General features: G+C 48.3%; 19 protein-coding genes. 17 read left to right on the top strand and 2 right to left on the bottom strand.

Annotation, left to right across the window (positions count from 1 at the left end):
* Window positions 1-125: 125 nt before the first annotated feature.
* From KNO75_RS09150 to KNO75_RS09080, 15 genes are all read left to right on the top strand, one after another.
* On the top strand, window positions 126-353 hold the full coding sequence (locus KNO75_RS09150; RefSeq protein WP_214786282.1) for an AtpZ/AtpI family protein: 228 nt from the start codon (window positions 126-128) through the stop codon (window positions 351-353).
* Entirely contained in the window at window positions 350-757 is a 408-nt protein-coding gene (locus KNO75_RS09145) for an ATP synthase subunit I (RefSeq protein WP_214786284.1), read from the top strand. Before KNO75_RS09150 ends, KNO75_RS09145 begins: the two co-directional genes overlap by 4 nt.
* Window positions 757-1494, top strand: a complete 738-nt coding sequence (gene atpB, locus KNO75_RS09140; protein WP_214786286.1) for a F0F1 ATP synthase subunit A — start codon at window positions 757-759, stop codon at window positions 1492-1494. Before KNO75_RS09145 ends, atpB begins: the two co-directional genes overlap by 1 nt.
* A gap of 65 nt (window positions 1495-1559) precedes the next feature.
* Window positions 1560-1781 (top strand): F0F1 ATP synthase subunit C, encoded by a 222-nt coding sequence (gene atpE / locus KNO75_RS09135; RefSeq protein WP_012727360.1) that lies wholly within the window; start codon window positions 1560-1562, stop codon window positions 1779-1781.
* Between the two features lie 71 nt (window positions 1782-1852).
* Window positions 1853-2380, top strand: a complete 528-nt coding sequence (atpF, locus tag KNO75_RS09130; protein WP_074035884.1) for a F0F1 ATP synthase subunit B — start codon at window positions 1853-1855, stop codon at window positions 2378-2380.
* On the top strand, window positions 2380-2913 hold the full coding sequence (locus tag KNO75_RS09125; protein ID WP_214821275.1) for a F0F1 ATP synthase subunit delta: 534 nt from the start codon (window positions 2380-2382) through the stop codon (window positions 2911-2913). Before atpF ends, KNO75_RS09125 begins: the two co-directional genes overlap by 1 nt.
* 18 nt (window positions 2914-2931) lie before the next feature.
* Window positions 2932-4440 (top strand): F0F1 ATP synthase subunit alpha, encoded by a 1509-nt coding sequence (gene atpA, locus KNO75_RS09120; protein ID WP_214816485.1) that lies wholly within the window; start codon window positions 2932-2934, stop codon window positions 4438-4440.
* 36 nt (window positions 4441-4476) lie between these two features.
* Complete coding sequence (atpG, locus tag KNO75_RS09115) at window positions 4477-5334, top strand: ATP synthase F1 subunit gamma (RefSeq protein ID WP_074035890.1); 858 nt, start codon at window positions 4477-4479, stop codon at window positions 5332-5334.
* A gap of 34 nt (window positions 5335-5368) precedes the next feature.
* Complete coding sequence (gene atpD, locus KNO75_RS09110; RefSeq protein ID WP_159562971.1) at window positions 5369-6787, top strand: F0F1 ATP synthase subunit beta; 1419 nt, start codon at window positions 5369-5371, stop codon at window positions 6785-6787.
* A 28-nt stretch (window positions 6788-6815) separates the two neighbouring features.
* Window positions 6816-7226 carry a F0F1 ATP synthase subunit epsilon gene (locus KNO75_RS09105; protein WP_012727354.1) on the top strand — a complete coding sequence of 137 codons (411 nt, stop codon included), beginning with the start codon at window positions 6816-6818 and terminating at the stop codon, window positions 7224-7226.
* 151 nt (window positions 7227-7377) lie between these two features.
* Window positions 7378-8568 carry an EAL and HDOD domain-containing protein gene (locus tag KNO75_RS09100; RefSeq protein WP_214792937.1) on the top strand — a complete coding sequence of 397 codons (1191 nt, stop codon included), beginning with the start codon at window positions 7378-7380 and terminating at the stop codon, window positions 8566-8568.
* Window positions 8569-8768: 200 nt separating this feature from the next.
* Complete coding sequence (locus KNO75_RS09095) at window positions 8769-8987, top strand: DUF1146 family protein (RefSeq protein ID WP_214792940.1); 219 nt, start codon at window positions 8769-8771, stop codon at window positions 8985-8987.
* A 243-nt stretch (window positions 8988-9230) separates the two neighbouring features.
* A complete protein-coding gene (gene murA, locus KNO75_RS09090; protein WP_214816487.1) occupies window positions 9231-10532 on the top strand; it encodes a UDP-N-acetylglucosamine 1-carboxyvinyltransferase in 1302 nt (433 codons plus the stop codon).
* Between the two features lie 81 nt (window positions 10533-10613).
* Window positions 10614-11600, top strand: coding sequence for a rod shape-determining protein (gene mreB, locus KNO75_RS09085; protein ID WP_074035900.1), 987 nt, complete (start codon window positions 10614-10616; stop codon window positions 11598-11600).
* 167 nt (window positions 11601-11767) lie between these two features.
* Window positions 11768-12529, top strand: coding sequence for an SDR family oxidoreductase (locus KNO75_RS09080; RefSeq protein ID WP_214821273.1), 762 nt, complete (start codon window positions 11768-11770; stop codon window positions 12527-12529).
* Window positions 12530-12569: 40 nt separating this feature from the next.
* On the opposite strand, the gene KNO75_RS09075 is transcribed toward KNO75_RS09080, so the two are convergent.
* Both KNO75_RS09075 and KNO75_RS09070 read right to left on the bottom strand, forming a co-directional pair.
* Window positions 12570-13349 carry a response regulator gene (locus KNO75_RS09075; RefSeq protein WP_214821271.1) on the bottom strand — a complete coding sequence of 260 codons (780 nt, stop codon included), beginning with the start codon at window positions 13347-13349 and terminating at the stop codon, window positions 12570-12572.
* Entirely contained in the window at window positions 13330-15111 is a 1782-nt protein-coding gene (locus KNO75_RS09070; protein ID WP_214821269.1) for a sensor histidine kinase, read from the bottom strand. Before KNO75_RS09070 ends, KNO75_RS09075 begins: the two co-directional genes overlap by 20 nt.
* A 186-nt stretch (window positions 15112-15297) precedes the next feature.
* Here KNO75_RS09070 and KNO75_RS09065 point away from each other — a divergent pair, with 186 nt between their 5' ends.
* Both KNO75_RS09065 and KNO75_RS09060 read left to right on the top strand, forming a co-directional pair.
* Window positions 15298-17253 (top strand): HAMP domain-containing sensor histidine kinase, encoded by a 1956-nt coding sequence (locus KNO75_RS09065; RefSeq protein WP_214821267.1) that lies wholly within the window; start codon window positions 15298-15300, stop codon window positions 17251-17253.
* A 98-nt stretch (window positions 17254-17351) separates the two neighbouring features.
* A complete protein-coding gene (locus KNO75_RS09060) occupies window positions 17352-18125 on the top strand; it encodes a flagellar hook-basal body protein (protein WP_214821265.1) in 774 nt (257 codons plus the stop codon).
* Window position 18126 lies beyond the last annotated feature (1 nt).

Raw genomic sequence — 18126 nt, 5'->3', positions numbered from 1 at the left:
ATTGTGAAATTCATTGACTTCTTATGCCATTTCTATTACTCTGAACTTGTGTGACTTTTGATGGTCACGCGAGTGTGAATCTGTGAAGAACTGAGAAGCGCACCATGTGTGAAAGGGGGACCAGGATGGCGAAAAAAGACAATCGTTACCTATCCTACGCCTCGCTCGCTTCACAAATTTCGACAGCACTTGCTGGACCGATCGTCATCGGTTATCTCGTCGGACAATACGGCGAAAGACGTGAATTTTGGGGCACGTTCGGTTGGAATGTGTCGATCATCCTCGGGCTCGTGCTCGGGATTACGGCGCTAGTTCTCACCCTTCGGAGTTTATTGACAGGAGAGGACGAATGAATACGATTCAAGCAGACAGAAAAGCACAGAAAGAACTGATGAAGCGTTATACGAAATGGTTTACCGTCTGGTTTGCGATTTTGCTAGTCGGCGCATTCATCATCCCGATGTATAAAGCCGTATTTCTCGGTTTGTTCATTGGCGGGGTCGGAAGTCTCATCATTCTACATATGCAGAATCGAAGCGTCATTCGCATGTATGACGTCATCGAGCATGGACGACGACCAAAGTCGCACGGGACCGTTTCAAGAATGGCGGTCGGTGCTTTAGCAGTGATAGTCGGTCTTCTCTATGAGGATCGAGTGTCCGTCATCGCGGTGGTAACTGGTCTAATCGCCGGCCACATCATACAATTTGGCGAGTTCACACTTGCCCAGCTCAGCAGGAAAAGAGGTGAATATTAATGGGTCATGAGTTTCCCACATATTCTCTGAACTTTGGGGACTATACGTTATACGGGAGCTGGACGAACGTCATTACAGTGCTAATAGCAGCGTTACTCGTCTTCGTGTTCGCACTCTGGGGGACAAGACGTTTGGCTATGAAGCCGACTGGCAAACAAAACTTCATGGAATTCTTCGCGGAGTTCGTGCGTGGAATCATCGCAAGTGCGATGGACTGGAAGACAGGAGGACGCTTTATCGGATTTGGGATGACGTTGATTTTGTTCATTCTCTTCTCAAACTTGATGGGTCTACCGTTTAACGTCATTTCCGGACACTATCTGTGGTTCAACTCACCGACGGCCGATCCTTACGTAACCTTGGCGTTGTCGACACTCGTCGTTGCAATGTCGCATTACTACGGGGTGAAGCTACACGGATTCAAGCACTATTCGGCGGAATTCGTGAAACCAGTCTGGTTCTTACTTCCGATCAAATTGATCGAGGAGTTTGCAAACACATTGACGCTCGGTTTGCGTCTATACGGTAACATTTTTGCCGGTGAAATCATGATTACCATCATCTTGGGACTCGCGATTACAGCCGAAGGAGCACTAAACCCGCTCGGCGCAATCTTTGCGGTCTTCCCAATGATTCTATGGCAAGGTTTCTCAATCTTTATCGGGGTTATCCAATCCTACATTTTCCTGACGCTTGCAATGGTGTACATCGGGCACAAAGCTTCGGCCGAACATTGATTCGGACATCTCGCCAAAGCGTTACAAACAAATTATTTACTTAACTTTTAGGAGGAATATACACAATGGAACAACTTAATCTTCTCGCAACAGCACTTGTTATCGGTCTTGGAGCACTCGCAGCTGGTATCGGTAACGGTTTGATCGTATACGGAACAGTACAAGGACAAGCACGTCAACCAGAACTCAAAAACGAACTTCGTCAAACAATGTTCATCGGTATCGGTTTGGTTGAGGCCCTCCCGATCATCGGTGTGGCTGTCGGTTTCCTTCTCCTCAACTCTTGATTCCGAGTTAACGAGAATAGCATGAGAGGGAGCACGTCTCCCTCACTTATTTAGTCAAGAGGAGGGTATGCATGGATACGATGATGATTGCAGCTGGTGCTGGCGGCGAAGGCCTCCGCATTCTGGATATGATCTTTACAATTTTCACATTCCTCGTACTCTTGGCCCTGTTGAAGAAATTTGCTTGGGGACCACTCCTTGGAATGATGAGACAGCGTGAAGAGTATGTAGCGAACGAGATTGAACTCGCTGAAAAGAGCCGCAAAGATGCGGAAAACTATGTCGTCGAACAACGTGATGCACTCAGTGCGGCACGTACAGAGTCGAAAGAAATGCTCGACGCAAGCCGTCGACAAGCAGAAGCAGAACAAGCACGCTTGGTGGAGCAGGCGCGTTTGGAAGCTGAACAAATTAAAATCGAGGCAGAGAAGGCGATTGAGCGTGAGCGCGAGCTTGCGAAACAATCACTTCAAACCGAAGTCGTCACACAGGCGCTCTCGGCAGCACGCCACGTCCTTCAATCAGACCTTAAAGGCGATGAAGCGAAACAACGTGCCCTCGTCACAGACTTCCTGTCTAAAGCGAAAGGTGCGAACTGATGAACGCATCATTAGCAAAACGCTATGCCAAAGCACTCTTCGACTTAGCGCGGGAACAAGGCACGCTCGACCAAGTCGAAGCGGAAGTGCGTCTGCTCGATGAAGTGCTCCACGCGACTCCTGAACTCATGGATCTCTTAACGAATCCGGCAGTCAGTGACAGCGAGCTTGTACAGCTTTTAAAAGACAGCTTTGGTGATATGACGGCGATTGTCGTGAACACACTTCTCGTCATGGTCGAAAACGACCGTGCGGCAGAGGTTCGCGCATTGCCACGTTACGTCCGCGATTTCATCAACGACTACCGTGGGATTGCAGAGGGTATTGTCACTAGCGCCTACCCGTTGTCGGCAACAGACTTGAAAGACGTCGAACTCGTCTTCGGACAGAAGCTCGGGAAGACGCTCCAATTGAAGAACGTCGTCGATGAAGAAGTCATCGGTGGACTCCGTGTCCAAGTCGGATACACGACGTACGATGATACGATCGAAACGAAATTGACACGCCTCGAGCGTGAATTGTTGAATGCGTAAGAAATAGGGGTGAATTCAATGACAATCAAAGCTGAAGAAATTAGCGCCCTGCTAAAAGAACGAATCGCTTCGTACGGTTCTGAAATCGAAGTCAGCGAGACAGGTACAGTCATTCAAGTAGGTGACGGTATCGCTCGTGCACACGGACTCGATAACGTTATGGCGGGGGAACTCGTAGAGTTCTCTAACGGCGTAATGGGCTTGGCGCAAAACTTAGAAGAAGGTAACGTCGGGATTATCATCCTTGGCGATTACAAAGGCATTAAAGAAGGCGACTCTGTCAAACGTACAGGCCGCATCATGGAAGTTCCAGTCGGTGAGGCACTCCTCGGACGTGTCGTGAACCCGCTCGGACAACCAATCGATGGTCTTGGACCAATCGTGACTGACACGTATAACCCGATCGAGCGTAAAGCTTACGGCGTTATGGCACGTAAATCGGTTCACGAACCACTTCAAACAGGAATTAAGGCGATTGACGCCCTCGTTCCAATCGGTCGTGGTCAGCGTGAGCTCATCATCGGTGACCGTCAAACAGGTAAAACATCTGTTGCCATCGATGCGATCATCAACCAAAAAGAAGAGAACATGATTTGTATCTACGTTGCAATCGGTCAGAAAGAATCGACTGTACGTGGCGTAGTAGAGACGCTTCGTCAAAACGGCGCACTCGACTATACAATCGTCGTTTCGGCATCGGCATCACAGCCGGCACCACTTCTTTACCTCGCACCATTCGCAGGGGTATCGATGGGTGAGTACTTCATGGACCGCGGACAACACGTCCTCGTCGTTTATGATGACCTTTCGAAACAAGCGGCAGCTTATCGTGAGCTCTCGCTCCTTCTCCGCCGTCCTCCAGGCCGCGAAGCCTACCCAGGGGATGTCTTCTACCTCCACTCACGCCTTCTTGAGCGTGCAGCGAAGTTGAACGACGAACTCGGCGGTGGTTCATTGACAGCACTTCCGTTCATCGAGACACAAGCATCGGATATCTCAGCATATATCCCGACAAACGTTATCTCGATCACAGACGGTCAGATCTTCCTTCAGTCGGACCTCTTCTTCTCTGGGGTACGCCCAGCGATCAACGCCGGTCTCTCGGTATCACGTGTTGGTGGTTCGGCACAGGTGAAAGCGATGAAGAAAGTTGCTGGTACACTTCGTCTTGACCTCGCGTCATACCGTGAGCTCGAAGCGTTCGCTCAGTTCGGGTCAGATCTCGACAAAGCGACACAATCGAAGTTGAACCGTGGTCAGCGTACAGTTGAAGTCTTGAAACAAGACTTGAACGCACCGCTTTCTGTAGACAAGCAAGTTATCATCATCTACGCACTCACGAAAGGTCATCTCGATGACATCCCAGTCACAGACATCCGTCGTTTCGAAGCAGAAATGAACGCATGGCTCGACCAAAACCGTAAAGACCTCTGCCGTGAAATCCGTCAGACAGGAAACCTTCCTTCAGACGAGGCAATGGTCGACGCAATTACGGAATTCAAAAAGACGTTCTCGCCATCGGTTTAATCCGGTGACGAGCGTCTATTAAGGTGGTGAATCGAAATGGCATCATTACGTGAGATCCAGATGCGGATCACCTCGACCCAAAGCACGAAGCAAATCACGAAAGCGATGAACATGGTGTCGGCATCGAAGTTGAACCGGGCCCAAGGGAACAACGCCAACTTCAAGCCGTACATGGACAAGTTGCAAGAAGTCATCTCGTCGATCGCCGGTGGTACATCAGGCGCGACACACCCGATGCTTCAAGTACGTCCCGTCAAACGGACTGGTTACATCGTCATCACGTCAGACCGCGGACTCGCAGGTGGATATAACGCCAGCGTCTTGCGTGACGTGTACCGTGAACTGAAAGACAAGCACACATCAACAGATGAGTATCGTCTTTACGTAATCGGAAAAGTCGGTGTCCAGTTCTTCAAGTCACGCAACATCCCGGTGTATAGCGCGATGACAGGGCTAAACGACCAACCAACTTTTGTTGAAGTCGCAGAAATCGTCAAGCAGACGGTTGGTGCCTTCAGCGAGAGCGAGATTGATGAATTGAAGCTTTGCTACAACTCGTTCATCTCGGTCATCAGCCAAGAAGTGAAGATTCAACAATTGCTCCCGCTTGGGGATATCGAACAGTCCGCATCCAATGTGATGTATGAATACGAACCAGAAGAAGAAACGATCTTAGCGGCGCTCCTCCCACGTTATGCGGAAGGACTCATCTACGGCGCATTGCTCGATGCGAAAGTATCGGAGCACGCAGCACGGATGACGGCGATGTCGAGTGCGACAGACAATGCGGATGAACTCATTCGCGGACTCAAGCTCAAATTCAACCGCGCGCGTCAAGCAGCGATCACACAAGAAATCACAGAGATTGTCGGAGGTGCGTCGGCGCTTGAATAAGCGCACGCTCTCTAGATTGTAGGAGGCTAACACGATGAACGAATACGGCATGAAAGGCCGCGTAGTCGCAGTCATGGGCCCAGTTATCGACGTTAAGTTCGACAACCACTTACCGAACATCTACAACGCTCTCAAAGTCACTCACGTGGCAGCGACAGCAGACGATGTTAGTGTCGACTTGACGCTCGAAGTAGCTGTTCACCTTGGTGACGACACGGTCCGTACGATTGCGATGGACTCAACTGACGGCGTTCGCCGCGGTATGGAAGTACTTGACTTAGGATCACCGATTTCGGTACCAGTTGGAGAAATGACACTTGGACGTGTCTTCAACGTTCTCGGTAACCCAATCGATGATAAAGAAGTGGCAGCTGACGTGCTTCGTGCACCGATTCACCGTCAAGCGCCAACATTTGACGAATTGTCAACGAAAGTTGAAATCCTTGAAACAGGGATTAAAGTCGTCGACCTTCTCGCACCATACATCAAAGGTGGTAAAATCGGCCTCTTCGGTGGTGCCGGTGTAGGGAAAACCGTCCTCATCCAGGAACTCATCAACAACATCGCGCAAGAGCACAGCGGGATTTCTGTATTCGCAGGAGTCGGTGAGCGTACGCGTGAAGGAAATGACTTGTTCCACGAGATGACGGATTCAGGCGTTATCAAACAAACAGCGATGGTATTCGGTCAGATGAACGAACCACCTGGCGCACGTCTCCGTGTTGCCTTGACTGGTTTGACAATGGCAGAATACTTCCGTGATGAGCAAGGACAAGACGTTCTTCTCTTCGTTGATAACATCTTCCGTTTCACACAAGCAGGTTCTGAGGTATCGGCCCTTCTCGGACGTATGCCATCGGCGGTAGGTTACCAGCCGACACTTGCTACGGAAATGGGTATGCTTCAAGAGCGAATCACATCGACTGCAAAAGGATCGGTAACATCGATTCAAGCGGTTTATGTACCAGCCGATGACTATACGGACCCGGCTCCAGCAACTACGTTCGCCCACCTTGATGCAACAACAAACCTTGAGCGTCGTCTCTCGGAGATGGGGATTTACCCAGCCGTTGACCCACTCGCATCGACTTCACGTGCCCTCTCTCCTGAAATCGTAGGAAAAGAGCATTACGAAATCGCGCGTAACGTTCAACAGACGCTTCAGCGCTATAAAGAACTTCAAGACATCATCGCAATCCTCGGGATGGACGAGTTGTCTGAAGACGACAAACTCACGGTTCACCGTGCACGTCGTATTCAGTTCTTCTTATCACAAAACTTCCACGTGGCTGAGCAGTTCACGGGCCAAAAAGGTTCGTACGTGCCAGTCAAAGAGACAGTACGCGGCTTCAAAGAGATCCTCGAAGGTAAACACGATGATCTTCCTGAAGATGCATTCCGTCTCGTTGGTCCAATCGAAGACGTCATCGAAAAAGCGAAGACGTTGGTCTAAGACCTACGCGGAAGGGGGAAACTAGACGATGAATACTGTTCACGTCAACGTCGTCACCCCGGATGGTGCAGCCTTTGAAGGGGACGCACGAATGGTCATCGCCAAATCGGTCACTGGTGAGCTCGGTATCTTACCGAAGCACATCCCGATGGTGACACCACTCGACGTCTCAGTTCTCAAACTGCGCCACGAAGATGGTGGACGCACGCTGATCGCAATCAGCGGCGGTTTCATGGAAGTTCGTCCCGATACGGTGACGATCTTAGCTGAAACAGCCGAAATGGCGGATAAGATCGACTATGACCGCGCTTCTGCGGCGAAAGTTCGGGCCGAGCGCCGTCTCCAAGACACGAAGCTCTCAGAACTCGAATTCCGTCGTGCGGAACTTGCGCTCAAAAAAGCGATCAACCGCTTGAGCATTCGCGATATGAAAGAATAACAACAACTCTCACACGAAAGTGTGGGAGTTTTTTTGTATTTGACGGACAAGATAGGTCTTTCGTCACAAACCTAAATCATGGAAATAGTAAAAAATATAGAGACGGTGACCGATAATAAAGGTGGGAATGGATCGTAAAGGAGAGTAGGGAATGAAAGTTTACGTTGCGCGACAACCGATTTTTGACCAACAATTACGCGTTTGCGGCTACGAACTGTTGTATCGCCGCAGCGAAAATAACATTTTCGAGAATGTCGATGATTCGTTAGCAACGGCTGACGTGATTCATAACGCCTATCTCGTCTTTAATTTTCGGGAATTAACAGAAGGGACAAGGGCATTCATCAATTTTCCACAGACGTTGATTGAAGGGGAAGTGCCATCGTTATTGCCTCGTCAATCACTCGTCGTGGAAGTGCTCGAGCACGTCGAACCGACCGAAAAAGTGTTGCAGTCTCTTCGTTCGCTCAGACGCCAAGGGTACACGATCGCGCTCGATGATTTCGTGTTTGAAGAAAAATATCGTCCATTAATCGGCTTGGCTGACATCATTAAAATTGATTATCAAGCCACACCAGTGGAGCAACAGCAGAAGCTGATCGATGCACTCGGTCACCGCGTCGAGTTTTTAGCGGAAAAAATTGAGACGCCTGCAGAGTATGAAATTGCGAAACGATTAGGGTATAAGATGTTCCAAGGGTACTTCTTCAGCCGACCGATTGTCGTACACGGAGCAGAGGTGCATCCGTTGCGCCATACGCTCATCGAGGTGTTAAAAGAACTAGATCGTCCAGAACCGAGTTTTCGTCGCATCTCAGCCCAAATCGAACGTAGCGTAGATTTGTCCTATAAGATGCTTCGTTCGGTCAATACGGTGTATCAGAAAGGACGTCGAACGATTCAATCGATTGAGCAAGCTGTCGCACGAATCGGGCTCGATGAATTGAAACGATGGTCTTATCTGATGTTACTTCGCGAGATGCAGACGTCCGAATCGAAGGAATTGATCAAACAGAGTGTCATTCGAGGAAAAATGATGGAATTGATTGCAGAGGATACAAGCAGTGATGTCTCTCCGTTCGATGCCTTCATCACGGGCATTTTCTCATCGCTCGACGTCATTCTCGATGAGGCGATGCAAACGTTAATCGCAGAGCTTCCTGTAGCGCCTCCTGTGAAGTCTGCGCTACTCGGAGAACCCAATGGATTGCGGATGTTACTCGAGGATGTCATCGCCTATGAGCGGTTGACAATCCCTATTCATAACACAGATTCAGATTGGGCTCAATACTATGTCGAAGCGATTCGATGGTCACGTAGCCTTGACGAATCGAGTGAATAATGTTTGAAATATGTGAGGGGCGTCAATTACTGTAGTAAGACCTTACTGCGGATGACGTCCCTTTTGGTGTGTTTGTGGAGAAAGTGAGTTGGTCGAATGGTCTAAACCGCTCGAAGCTTGAGACACTGTGTCTTTTTTTCTCTAACATGACATGATATGATTGAAAATGGTACGAATTTTAGAAAAGAGGGGAATCGTCGATGGTGAATACCGTACTTTCGCTAGCGATTTATGTCATAGCGATTTACGTCGCTTGGTGGGCACTCTTACCCGTCAAATGGGACAAGTTGCTCAATCAGGTGAGGAGCCCGCAAGCAGCTGTCTTGCGCGTTCTCGTAGCAGTCGTCTTCGGTTCGTTGATTGCTCAGTTCTTTTTGGAGTATATCCGATTGGCACAGGAGCTCGCACCTTTACAGTAGCCACAGAATATTTAATAAACTGTAATCCTGCTGTAACGACTCCTATATGTTTATCATGTAGGATAAATTCGTCTGACATGATGTTTTTTCATTCCGTTCGCATTTATTTATTACCTTTTTAATTGATGAATGAAAAACCCATCACGTTTTGCAAACCATTCTAATAATCGACATCATCACATCCGAGATCGGATATCGACGCACTATATAAAAAAACAATGAAGTTGGAGGACAAAGAGAGATATGAAGGATTTGATTGTAGTCCGTGGAGGACGTAAACTGTCAGGTACTGTGCGCGTTGAGGGAGCAAAGAACGCTGTACTCAAAACATTGGTTGCCACTCTGTTAGCTAGCGAAGGAAAGTCAATTTTACAAAACGTACCACGTCTTGCTGACGTGTACACGATTAATAAAGTACTTCGTCACCTCGGTGCAGAGGTGTCATTCAATGAAGAGAATAATGAAGTAACTGTCGATGCGTCGGGCGACATCAAAGATGAAGCACCGCTTGAGTACGTTCGTAAGATGCGTGCTTCAATCCTCGTCATGGGACCTCTTTTGGCTCGCCTCGGTCATGCGCGTGTCGCAATGCCGGGCGGATGTTCAATTGGCTCACGTCCAATTGACCTCCACTTAAAAGGATTCGAAGCGATGGGTGCGAAGACGGTCATCGGAAACGGATTCGTAGAAGCTTCTGTAGAAGGTCGTCTCCAAGGCGCGAAAATCTACTTGGACTTCCCATCAGTTGGTGCGACGGAGAACATCATGATGGCAGCTGTGCTTGCTGAAGGCACAACAATCATCGAGAACGTCGCGAAAGAGCCAGAAATCGTAGACCTTGCAAACTTCTTGAACGGAATGGGCGCACACGTACGTGGCGCAGGAACAGAAACGATTCGCATCGAAGGCGTGGAAACACTCCGTGGTGCAGAACATTCCATCATTCCTGACCGTATTGAAGCGGGAACATTCCTCGTCGCGGGTGCGATCACAGGAAGTGACATCGAAGTTATCGGTGCAGAGCGTGAACACCTTCGTCCACTCATTTCGAAAATGGAAGAGATGGGCGTACACTTCGAAGATACAGCGGAAGGCATGCGTGTCTCAGCGCCGGATCAGTTGAAGCCGGTTGATGTGAAGACGATGCCACACCCAGGATTCCCGACAGACATGCAGTCACAAATGATGGCTCTCGTCTTGAAAGCAGGCGGCACATCGGTCATCACGGAAACTGTGTTTGAGAATCGCTTCATGCACGTGGAAGAATTCCGCCGCATGAACGCAGATATTAAGATTGAAGGCCGTTCAGCAATCGTCAAAGGAGGCGTTCGCCTTCAAGGAGCCGAGGTCGTCGCAACTGACCTTCGTGCCGGAGCAGCACTTATTCTAGCGGGTCTCATCGCAGAAGAAGAGACACGCGTTGGTGATTTATATCATATCGACCGTGGATACGTAGACTTCCACAAAAAACTTCAAGCACTCGGTGCCGACATCGAGCGCATTCAAGGAACTGTCGAAGTTACGAGTGAAATGGTTCAGAACTAAGAAACGAGCACGAATTAGAGAGCGAGGAGAGACTCTTCTCGCTCTTTTCAATGAAGAAATGAACGGAGGAACCTATACATCATGTTTTCAAAAGATATCGGGATTGATTTAGGGACAGCAAACGTTGTCATTCACGTAAAAGGGAAAGGAATCGTCTTAGACGAGCCTTCAGTCGTTGCGATGAAACGCTCTACAGGGAAAGTGCTAGCAGTCGGTTCAGAAGCGTATGAGATGGTTGGTCGTACACCTGGTGATATCGTGGCGATCCGTCCTCTTCGTGATGGAGTCATCGCCGATTTCGCCACCACAGAAGAAATGCTCCGTCACTTCATCGAGAAAATTCAAGTCCGTGGCTTCTTCGGAGGCATTCGCATGTTGATTTGTACACCGGCGAACGTGACACCGGTCGAAGCGAAAGCGATTCGTGAGGCTGCTGAAAAAGCGGGTGCAAAAGAAGTCTTCCTCGCCGTAGAACCAAAGGCGGCAGCTGTTGGTTCGGGCATGGACATCTGGAAGCCGGTCGGTCACATGATCATCGACATCGGTGGTGGGACGACAGATGTCGCGATCCTCTCGATGGGTGATATCGTCTGCGGGGAAACAATCAAAATTGCAGGAGATCGTTTCGATACGGACATTCTCCGTGCCATCAAAGAGAAGCACAAGCTCATCATCGGGGAGCGCACAGCCGAGCAAATCAAGAAAGAGATTGCGACGGTGTTCCCAGGTGGACGTAACGAGTCGATGGACATTCGCGGACGTGACATGGTACGTGGATTGCCACGTACGGTGACGATCACGTCAGAAGAACTTCGTGAAGCGATGGCCGAGTCAGCGAACGAAATCGTGGAAGCGACGAAACGTGTCCTTGAACAGACACCACCGGAGCTTGCGGCTGACATTATCGACCGTGGCATCATCATGACAGGTGGGGGATCACTCCTTCACGGCCTCGACCAACTCGTAGCCGAGCGTGTCATGCTTCCAGTCATGATGGCTGAAGAGCCGACGCTCAGTGTCGCGCACGGAACAGGAATCATGCTCGAAAACTTAGATCGATTGAAATAAACAAACAGGCGACCGTGCGCGGGCGCCTGTTTTTGTATGGACAGAAGTTCACTGCCAATCATTGGATATATAGGTATATAATGAAATCAACGATAATGGAGAGGGGAATCATGATGGCACCGATAAACTAACGAACGAAACAGAAAACATTAGAATCGGAGGACATCATGAACAAACCACTTACACTGATTACCGGAGTCAGTCGCGATCAAGGTATAGGAGCTGCCATCGCACGAAAATTGGCCTCTGAAGGGCATGACTTATATTTGACACATTGGAGTCCGTTTGACGCGACCGAAGGCGTCGGGGAAGAGACTGGATTCATTGAACGGTTGGTTGAAGAATTGACGATAAAAGGCGCTCGTGTCGAGCATGAGGCGTATGATTTAGCCTCGGGTGACGAAGTCGGGCTACTTGATCGAATCGAAGCCAAACTTGGTGTAGCGAGTAGGCTGATTCATAACGCCACCTATGAGCGACATGTGAACACTGAAAACTTTACGACTGACATCTTGAGAAAACACTATATGGTGAACAACGAAGGGGCACTAGGACTCACTTTTGCGTTTATCGAGCGTTATCAACAAGCGGGACATCAAGACGGACGCATTTTGTTTTTAGTATCGGGTGGAGCCGATGCGAATAACTTAGCGTATATCGCGACAAAAGGGGCACTGATCGCCATCACGCCTGCACTCGCGAACGGAGTAGGGAAGTATGGGATTGCGGTGAACGCACTCGACCCAGGACCGACAGACACGGGATGGATCAACGAGGAGCTTCGTCAGCATCTGCTTCCATTGTTCCCATACAATCGGGTGGGAGCACCTGAAGATACGGCCCGCTTCGTCGCTTTCTTGATGGGAAAAGACGGGGCATGGGTGAATGGTCAACATCTTCATGTGGATGGTGGGTTCACGGGGCGCTAATACACAAAAGCATCTCGCTTTTTACGCGAGATGCTTTTTCTTAGTGCCATGTATAGTCTTTATCGACAAGTAATCGATTTTTAAGTTCGGTCTTAGAAGTCGAAGGTTGTGCCGAATCAAGCCACTCGTAATAGTCACAAGCACAGGATTCACCGAGTTCAATCGAGTAGCCGTTATTGATTGTCTTCACGGTAATATCGAGTTCATGCTCCGATAACGTCTTTTTCAAGCGATAAATCGAATTATATACGTTGTGCAGGGCGCGTTGTGGCTCATCGATATCCGGGTACAGTGTTTCTGCGAGTACCCATTTATTGATAACTTGTTTGCGATGGTAGACCAAGTAGGCGAATAACTCCTCCGTTTTTTGTGTTGGCCACTTCACCAGATTCCCATCCTGTGTTCGTACTGAAAAACGATCGAGAAATTGGATACGACAAGATTGGTGCGGATTTTTTTGCTGGATGGATTCGTAACGTTGCACAATTCGTGGAATGACACTATGAATCATCTGCTCCGTGATGGGCTTCAACAAGTAATGGGTCGCATGTAGGTTAAACGCTTCGACGGCATATTGTTGATGAGCGGTCGTGAAGACGACCTGCGTCCGTTCCGGAAGATAGGTCGCAAGCTCCAGTCCCGTCATTTCAGGCATTTCAATATCCAAGAAGACGAGGTCGACCGGATGTTCTTGAATAAATGTGAGGGCTTGAGTCGGACTTTGGAACGAACCGACCCATTCGAGAGACGGTTCCTCTTTCACAATCCGCTCCATCATCCCTAAAATATGATGTTCATCTTCAATTAAAATCGTACGCATTTATGTGATTCGTCCTTTCTTGTTTGGGTAATCGCAAGTGAACGGCAGTCCCTCGTTTTAAAGTTGAGGTTAAGTCGAACGTCGCCCCATGAAGGTGTTCGATTCGGCGTTTTATATTACCGATTCCGATACCTGATGATTCATCTGACTGGCTCGGATCAAATCCACTTCCTGTATCCTGAACATGGATGTCAATCATCCCGTTTCGCTCTTGAATGGAAAGTGTGAGTTTCTTTTGTCCGGGATGTCGATAAAGACCGTGTCGAACTGCGTTTTCAACGAGCGGCTGAATCAACAGCGGTGGAATTGTACACTCTAAAAGTGTGTCATCGATTTCCTTCACGACCTCGAACGAATCACGGAACCGAGTCTGTTCGATGGCGAGGTATGAGTCAATCATATCTACTTCTTGTCGAATGGAAATATCGTGATCCGTTCGACCATTTTCGAAAATAAAACGGACGTACGTACTTAAATGACTAAGCAGACGAGCGGCATCAGGTGGTGACGTATAGCAGAGTGCAATCACGTTCCCGAACGTATTGTAGAGGAAGTGTGGTTTGATTTGAGCGTTAAAGAACGACATCTCGTGTTGTGAGGCCAGTGCTTCGACTTGTTGCTTTTTCCTTTTATCCGTAGACAAATGGATTGGTAACAGAAGAAACATCAACAAGAAATAAATGATGGTAAACGTATTGGCGTACAAATGTTGATTGGACGACACGATAAACGTCGACATCATAATCCCAATATACCCGATGATCTGGGCGAGTGTGAACGTTAGTAATTCAAGCGTATTCATACTTTTGTGTTTTTCAAGAAGCCACCCAATGTTTAAGCCGACCCAGAAAAACGTAATGAACAATACAACGATCCATACAAAGTATTCAAACACGTTGTAAACAGAACCAGGCAGAACGATGGCTAAGGCGGTCAGACCATAAAGTGGGTATCTCAAGATCGCTAAGAACCGATCGAAGGAGACACGTTCTAAACATCTCGCAAATTCAATCAACATGATAATACTCAAGAGGGCTAAACCTAACGTCAACTTGTCACTACCCGAGATCCATACCCCGTCCCGAGACATAATGGAGAAGCTCGTTAAGAGGAAGAAGGCTGTCCCGTAACCATACAACCGTTCATTTCGATGGAATAAGTAAACGATGGCATAAAACATGGCAATCAGAAGTGAAATGAGCAACATGAAAAATTCATAGCCCGTGTAAGCATTTTGAGCCGTCATGACTTGATGTAACGGTCCGATCAATATACTTTCTTCGATGGGCAGAGAATCCCCTGCCTCAGATGTATGTTGAATCGTCAATCGGAACTCTCTCGTTTCATCGTTTAGTAACAAAAGTGAAGGTTGTTCACCTAAACGATTGTTGCCGATTCGTGTCGTGTCAACAGATGATCCATCAATCAAAATCGTAGAGGAGGACAGCGATGCAGGAATGAGTAACGCGTACGTCCCTTCTGGAAGTGAGAGATCAATTTCATATGTGGATTCCTTGTAAGGTGTCGTAAATGGGATAGTTCGATAAGAGCGGCGATCGACGTTCGAGACAATCCCGGATTCGTAACGCCACGATCCATCGAGGCGGAGAATTTCTTCGTCGATAGAGGAAGAGAGAAGCGAAGCTTCACCTTGTTTCACGGTGACGATTGGATTGATTGACTGATGTCGAATCAATAAAGTGAGGCCGATGCCAATCAACATCACAAGGATGAAGATAAACGTCATTCGATTACGAGTCATGCGCACATTCCCTTCATTCTTTGTGAGTTTCTTGTGAGGACACTACGTTATTCTTCCTATTAGGTGAATGGATTTTTGCAGTGACTCTCCGTCTCATCATCGTACCCGAACTTTTTTTGTTTGAACAGAAAAAGTCATTCACCGTACGGAATGAGGCACTCCAGGAGTAAAGGAAGAAGGCATTCCATGAAACGTTGGATTGAACAACGAATTAGTCGACAAGTTATGACAATTTTTTATATATTGATCGCCTTAGTGACGCTCACTTCGGTTGGGACTTATTTTTACACACAACAATCGATTCAACAGACAACCGTTCAATTGGAACGGATCAGTGAGCAACGCGCACGGGCAACAGATTTATTTGAAACGTGGCAATCGATGCAATATGAATTACGAGGTCATGTTCTTTTAGGAGATCGTGCCTTATTAGATGAAGTACGAACGGCTCAAACGAACATTGATGAGCAAACGACCTGGTTCGAAGAACAGGCAAACAATGAAGAAGAAGCACAGTTCGCGGAAGATGCAAGACTCCTCTTCTCGATTTATACGACACGCGTCATGCCGGCGCTTGAGCAGTATGTGATTGCGAAACAAGCGGGGGAAGTGGACGAATCGTTCCTGCAAATGCGTACGGTCGGGCAATTCATGCCGAAAAATGAAACGTCGACCCAGACGCGATTTAAGCTCAACTCAAGCAGTGCTGCGGATATGAGTGCAAGTATCGTTGATATGGAGTCGGTCTTTACCGATTATCGGCAAAATCTCGACTTTCAAGAAAGTGAATTACGTGATGCACTCTCGAAACAATTAGTGAAAGCCCAGTGGATGTGGCTCTTGATTTTACTCGGCGCACTCTTCTTGTTATTCGTCGGCTTACAGCCGTATATTTTGCGGCTGACGAATCAACTACAGACGCTCATGGTCAACAGCGAGCGACTGGCGACGAATCCAAGTGCGACCCTCATTCCGATCAAGCCGCTCCAAAATGAGGTCGGTCAGTTATCGAAAGCGTTCAATGAAATGGCAACCTCGCTTCGGAGTCAGCAAGACCAAGTCGACTTAGAGCGTGAGAAGACGGCTCGAATCCTGCACACGATGCGTGACTCGATTGTGTATACGGAACTCAAGACGAATGAACGGTTCGCCAATAGCGCACTCTTTGACTTGTACGAACATCCGATTCCATCAACGGAACGCGGCAGCCTCTATCCGATTGCGATGTACTACCCGATGTTCATGAATCAGATCGATGACAAAGAGGGACTAAACCAATTCACGAAGCGTGCGAAAGAGGAAAGTATGTTCGATGAGACGTTCACGTATACGATGCAGGATGGTCAGAAGACGATTCGAATGTACGCTGAACCGATCGATTTGAAAAATGAACGAGTCGGTGTCATCTTCGTATCACGAGATATTACCCAGGAAACAGAAATCAATCAAATGAAGACCGAATTGGTCGCAACCGTGTCCCATGAGTTGCGAACACCGCTCACATCGATTCTCGGATTTTCAGAGCTTCTGAAGAGTCGTCAGCTAGACGAGATGAAACGAGAGCGTTACTTGGAAATGATTGCGAGTGAGACGAAACGTCTCGAACGTCTCGTAAGCGATCTGTTAGACGTTCAAAAAATGGAGGCGGGCATGGGGACGCCTGAATTTAAAGTTGAGAGTTTATACGACTTACTATCTGACTTACTCGAGATTCATGCAGGGTCGACGGAACAGCATCTCTTCCACTTTGACTGTGATGAAACGCTCTTTGTCGCAGGGGATCCGGCACAGCTACGGCAAGTGTTCTCCAACATCTTGAACAATGCCATCAAATATTCTCCGGACGGCGGAAATGTGACGGTCGATGTGACGTGTGAAGAGGACACGATTCAAATCGCCATCACGGATGAAGGACTTGGACTTTCTGAGGAAGATGCTGAGCGTATTTTTGATAAGTTTTATCGCTCTTCATCTGAAGAAAGTAAACAAATTGGTGGAACTGGACTAGGATTATCCATCTGTAAAGAAATCGTCCAATTGCATGGCGGTACGATTGGTGTCCGCTCTCAAATCGGAGAAGGAACGACGATGGTTGTCGAGTTACCGATGGTCGATCATGTTAACGAAGAAAGTTCATCCTAAATCGTAGGATGAACTTTTTTTGAAAAAACGGTGAATGCAACGCTCGTTTGGTACGATATATATAGTGAATCATGTTACAGGATGAAAGGAAGACGACTATGCTACGCGGATTATATACAGCGGCAGGCGCAATGAATGCCCTTCAGCGCCAACAAGAAATTTTAAGCAATAATCTCGGTAACGTCAGAACACCGGGCTTCAAGGCGTCTGACGGCGTCGTCCGATCGTTTCCGGAGATGTTGCTCGCACAGGTCAGCAATCCCGATAACGGGAAGTCGCGCGTAAACGGTGAAGTGGGTACCCTTTCAATGGGCGTCTATCTTCAAGAGACGATGCCACGTTTTTCAGCGGGGAGTATCACAGAATCGGGAAGTCCGACAGATCTTTATCTGAAGGCTCCTGCTGATTTTACGGGTGCGCCGATGTTCGCGGTCGAACGGGCAGGAGAGACGTTGTATTCGACGAATGGACGCTTCTCGATTGATGAGGCATTATTCCTTCGTTCGGCAGACGGTGGCTATGTACTCTCTGATGAAGGAGAGCGCATCCAGCTCCCGTCGAGCGAGTTTCAGGTAGGCAAAGACGGTGTTATCACGTCGCTTGGTCAAAACGTGGCGACACTCGGTGCCTATCAAATCGATGATTTGACGACGCTCGAGCAAGTGGGGAACGATTGGCGCGTGACAGGTGACGCACCTGCACCGGCACAAGTAGACGTGTTACAAGGTTTCATCGAAGAAGCGAACGTCAATCTCGATCAAACGATGGCCGATCTTATGATGACGTATCGTCAATTCGAAGCGAACCAAAAAGTCGTCCAAGCGTATGATAAAAGTGCCGAGCGAGCCATCGAAATCGCTCGCGTTCGTTAAG

The sequence above is a fragment of the Exiguobacterium sp. s35 genome, from assembly GCF_018617535.1.
Taxonomy (GTDB): Bacteria; Bacillota; Bacilli; order Exiguobacteriales; family Exiguobacteriaceae; genus Exiguobacterium; species Exiguobacterium aestuarii.
The sequence above is the reverse complement of the archived record's forward strand: the minus strand, read 5'-3'. Positions and strand labels throughout refer to the sequence as shown.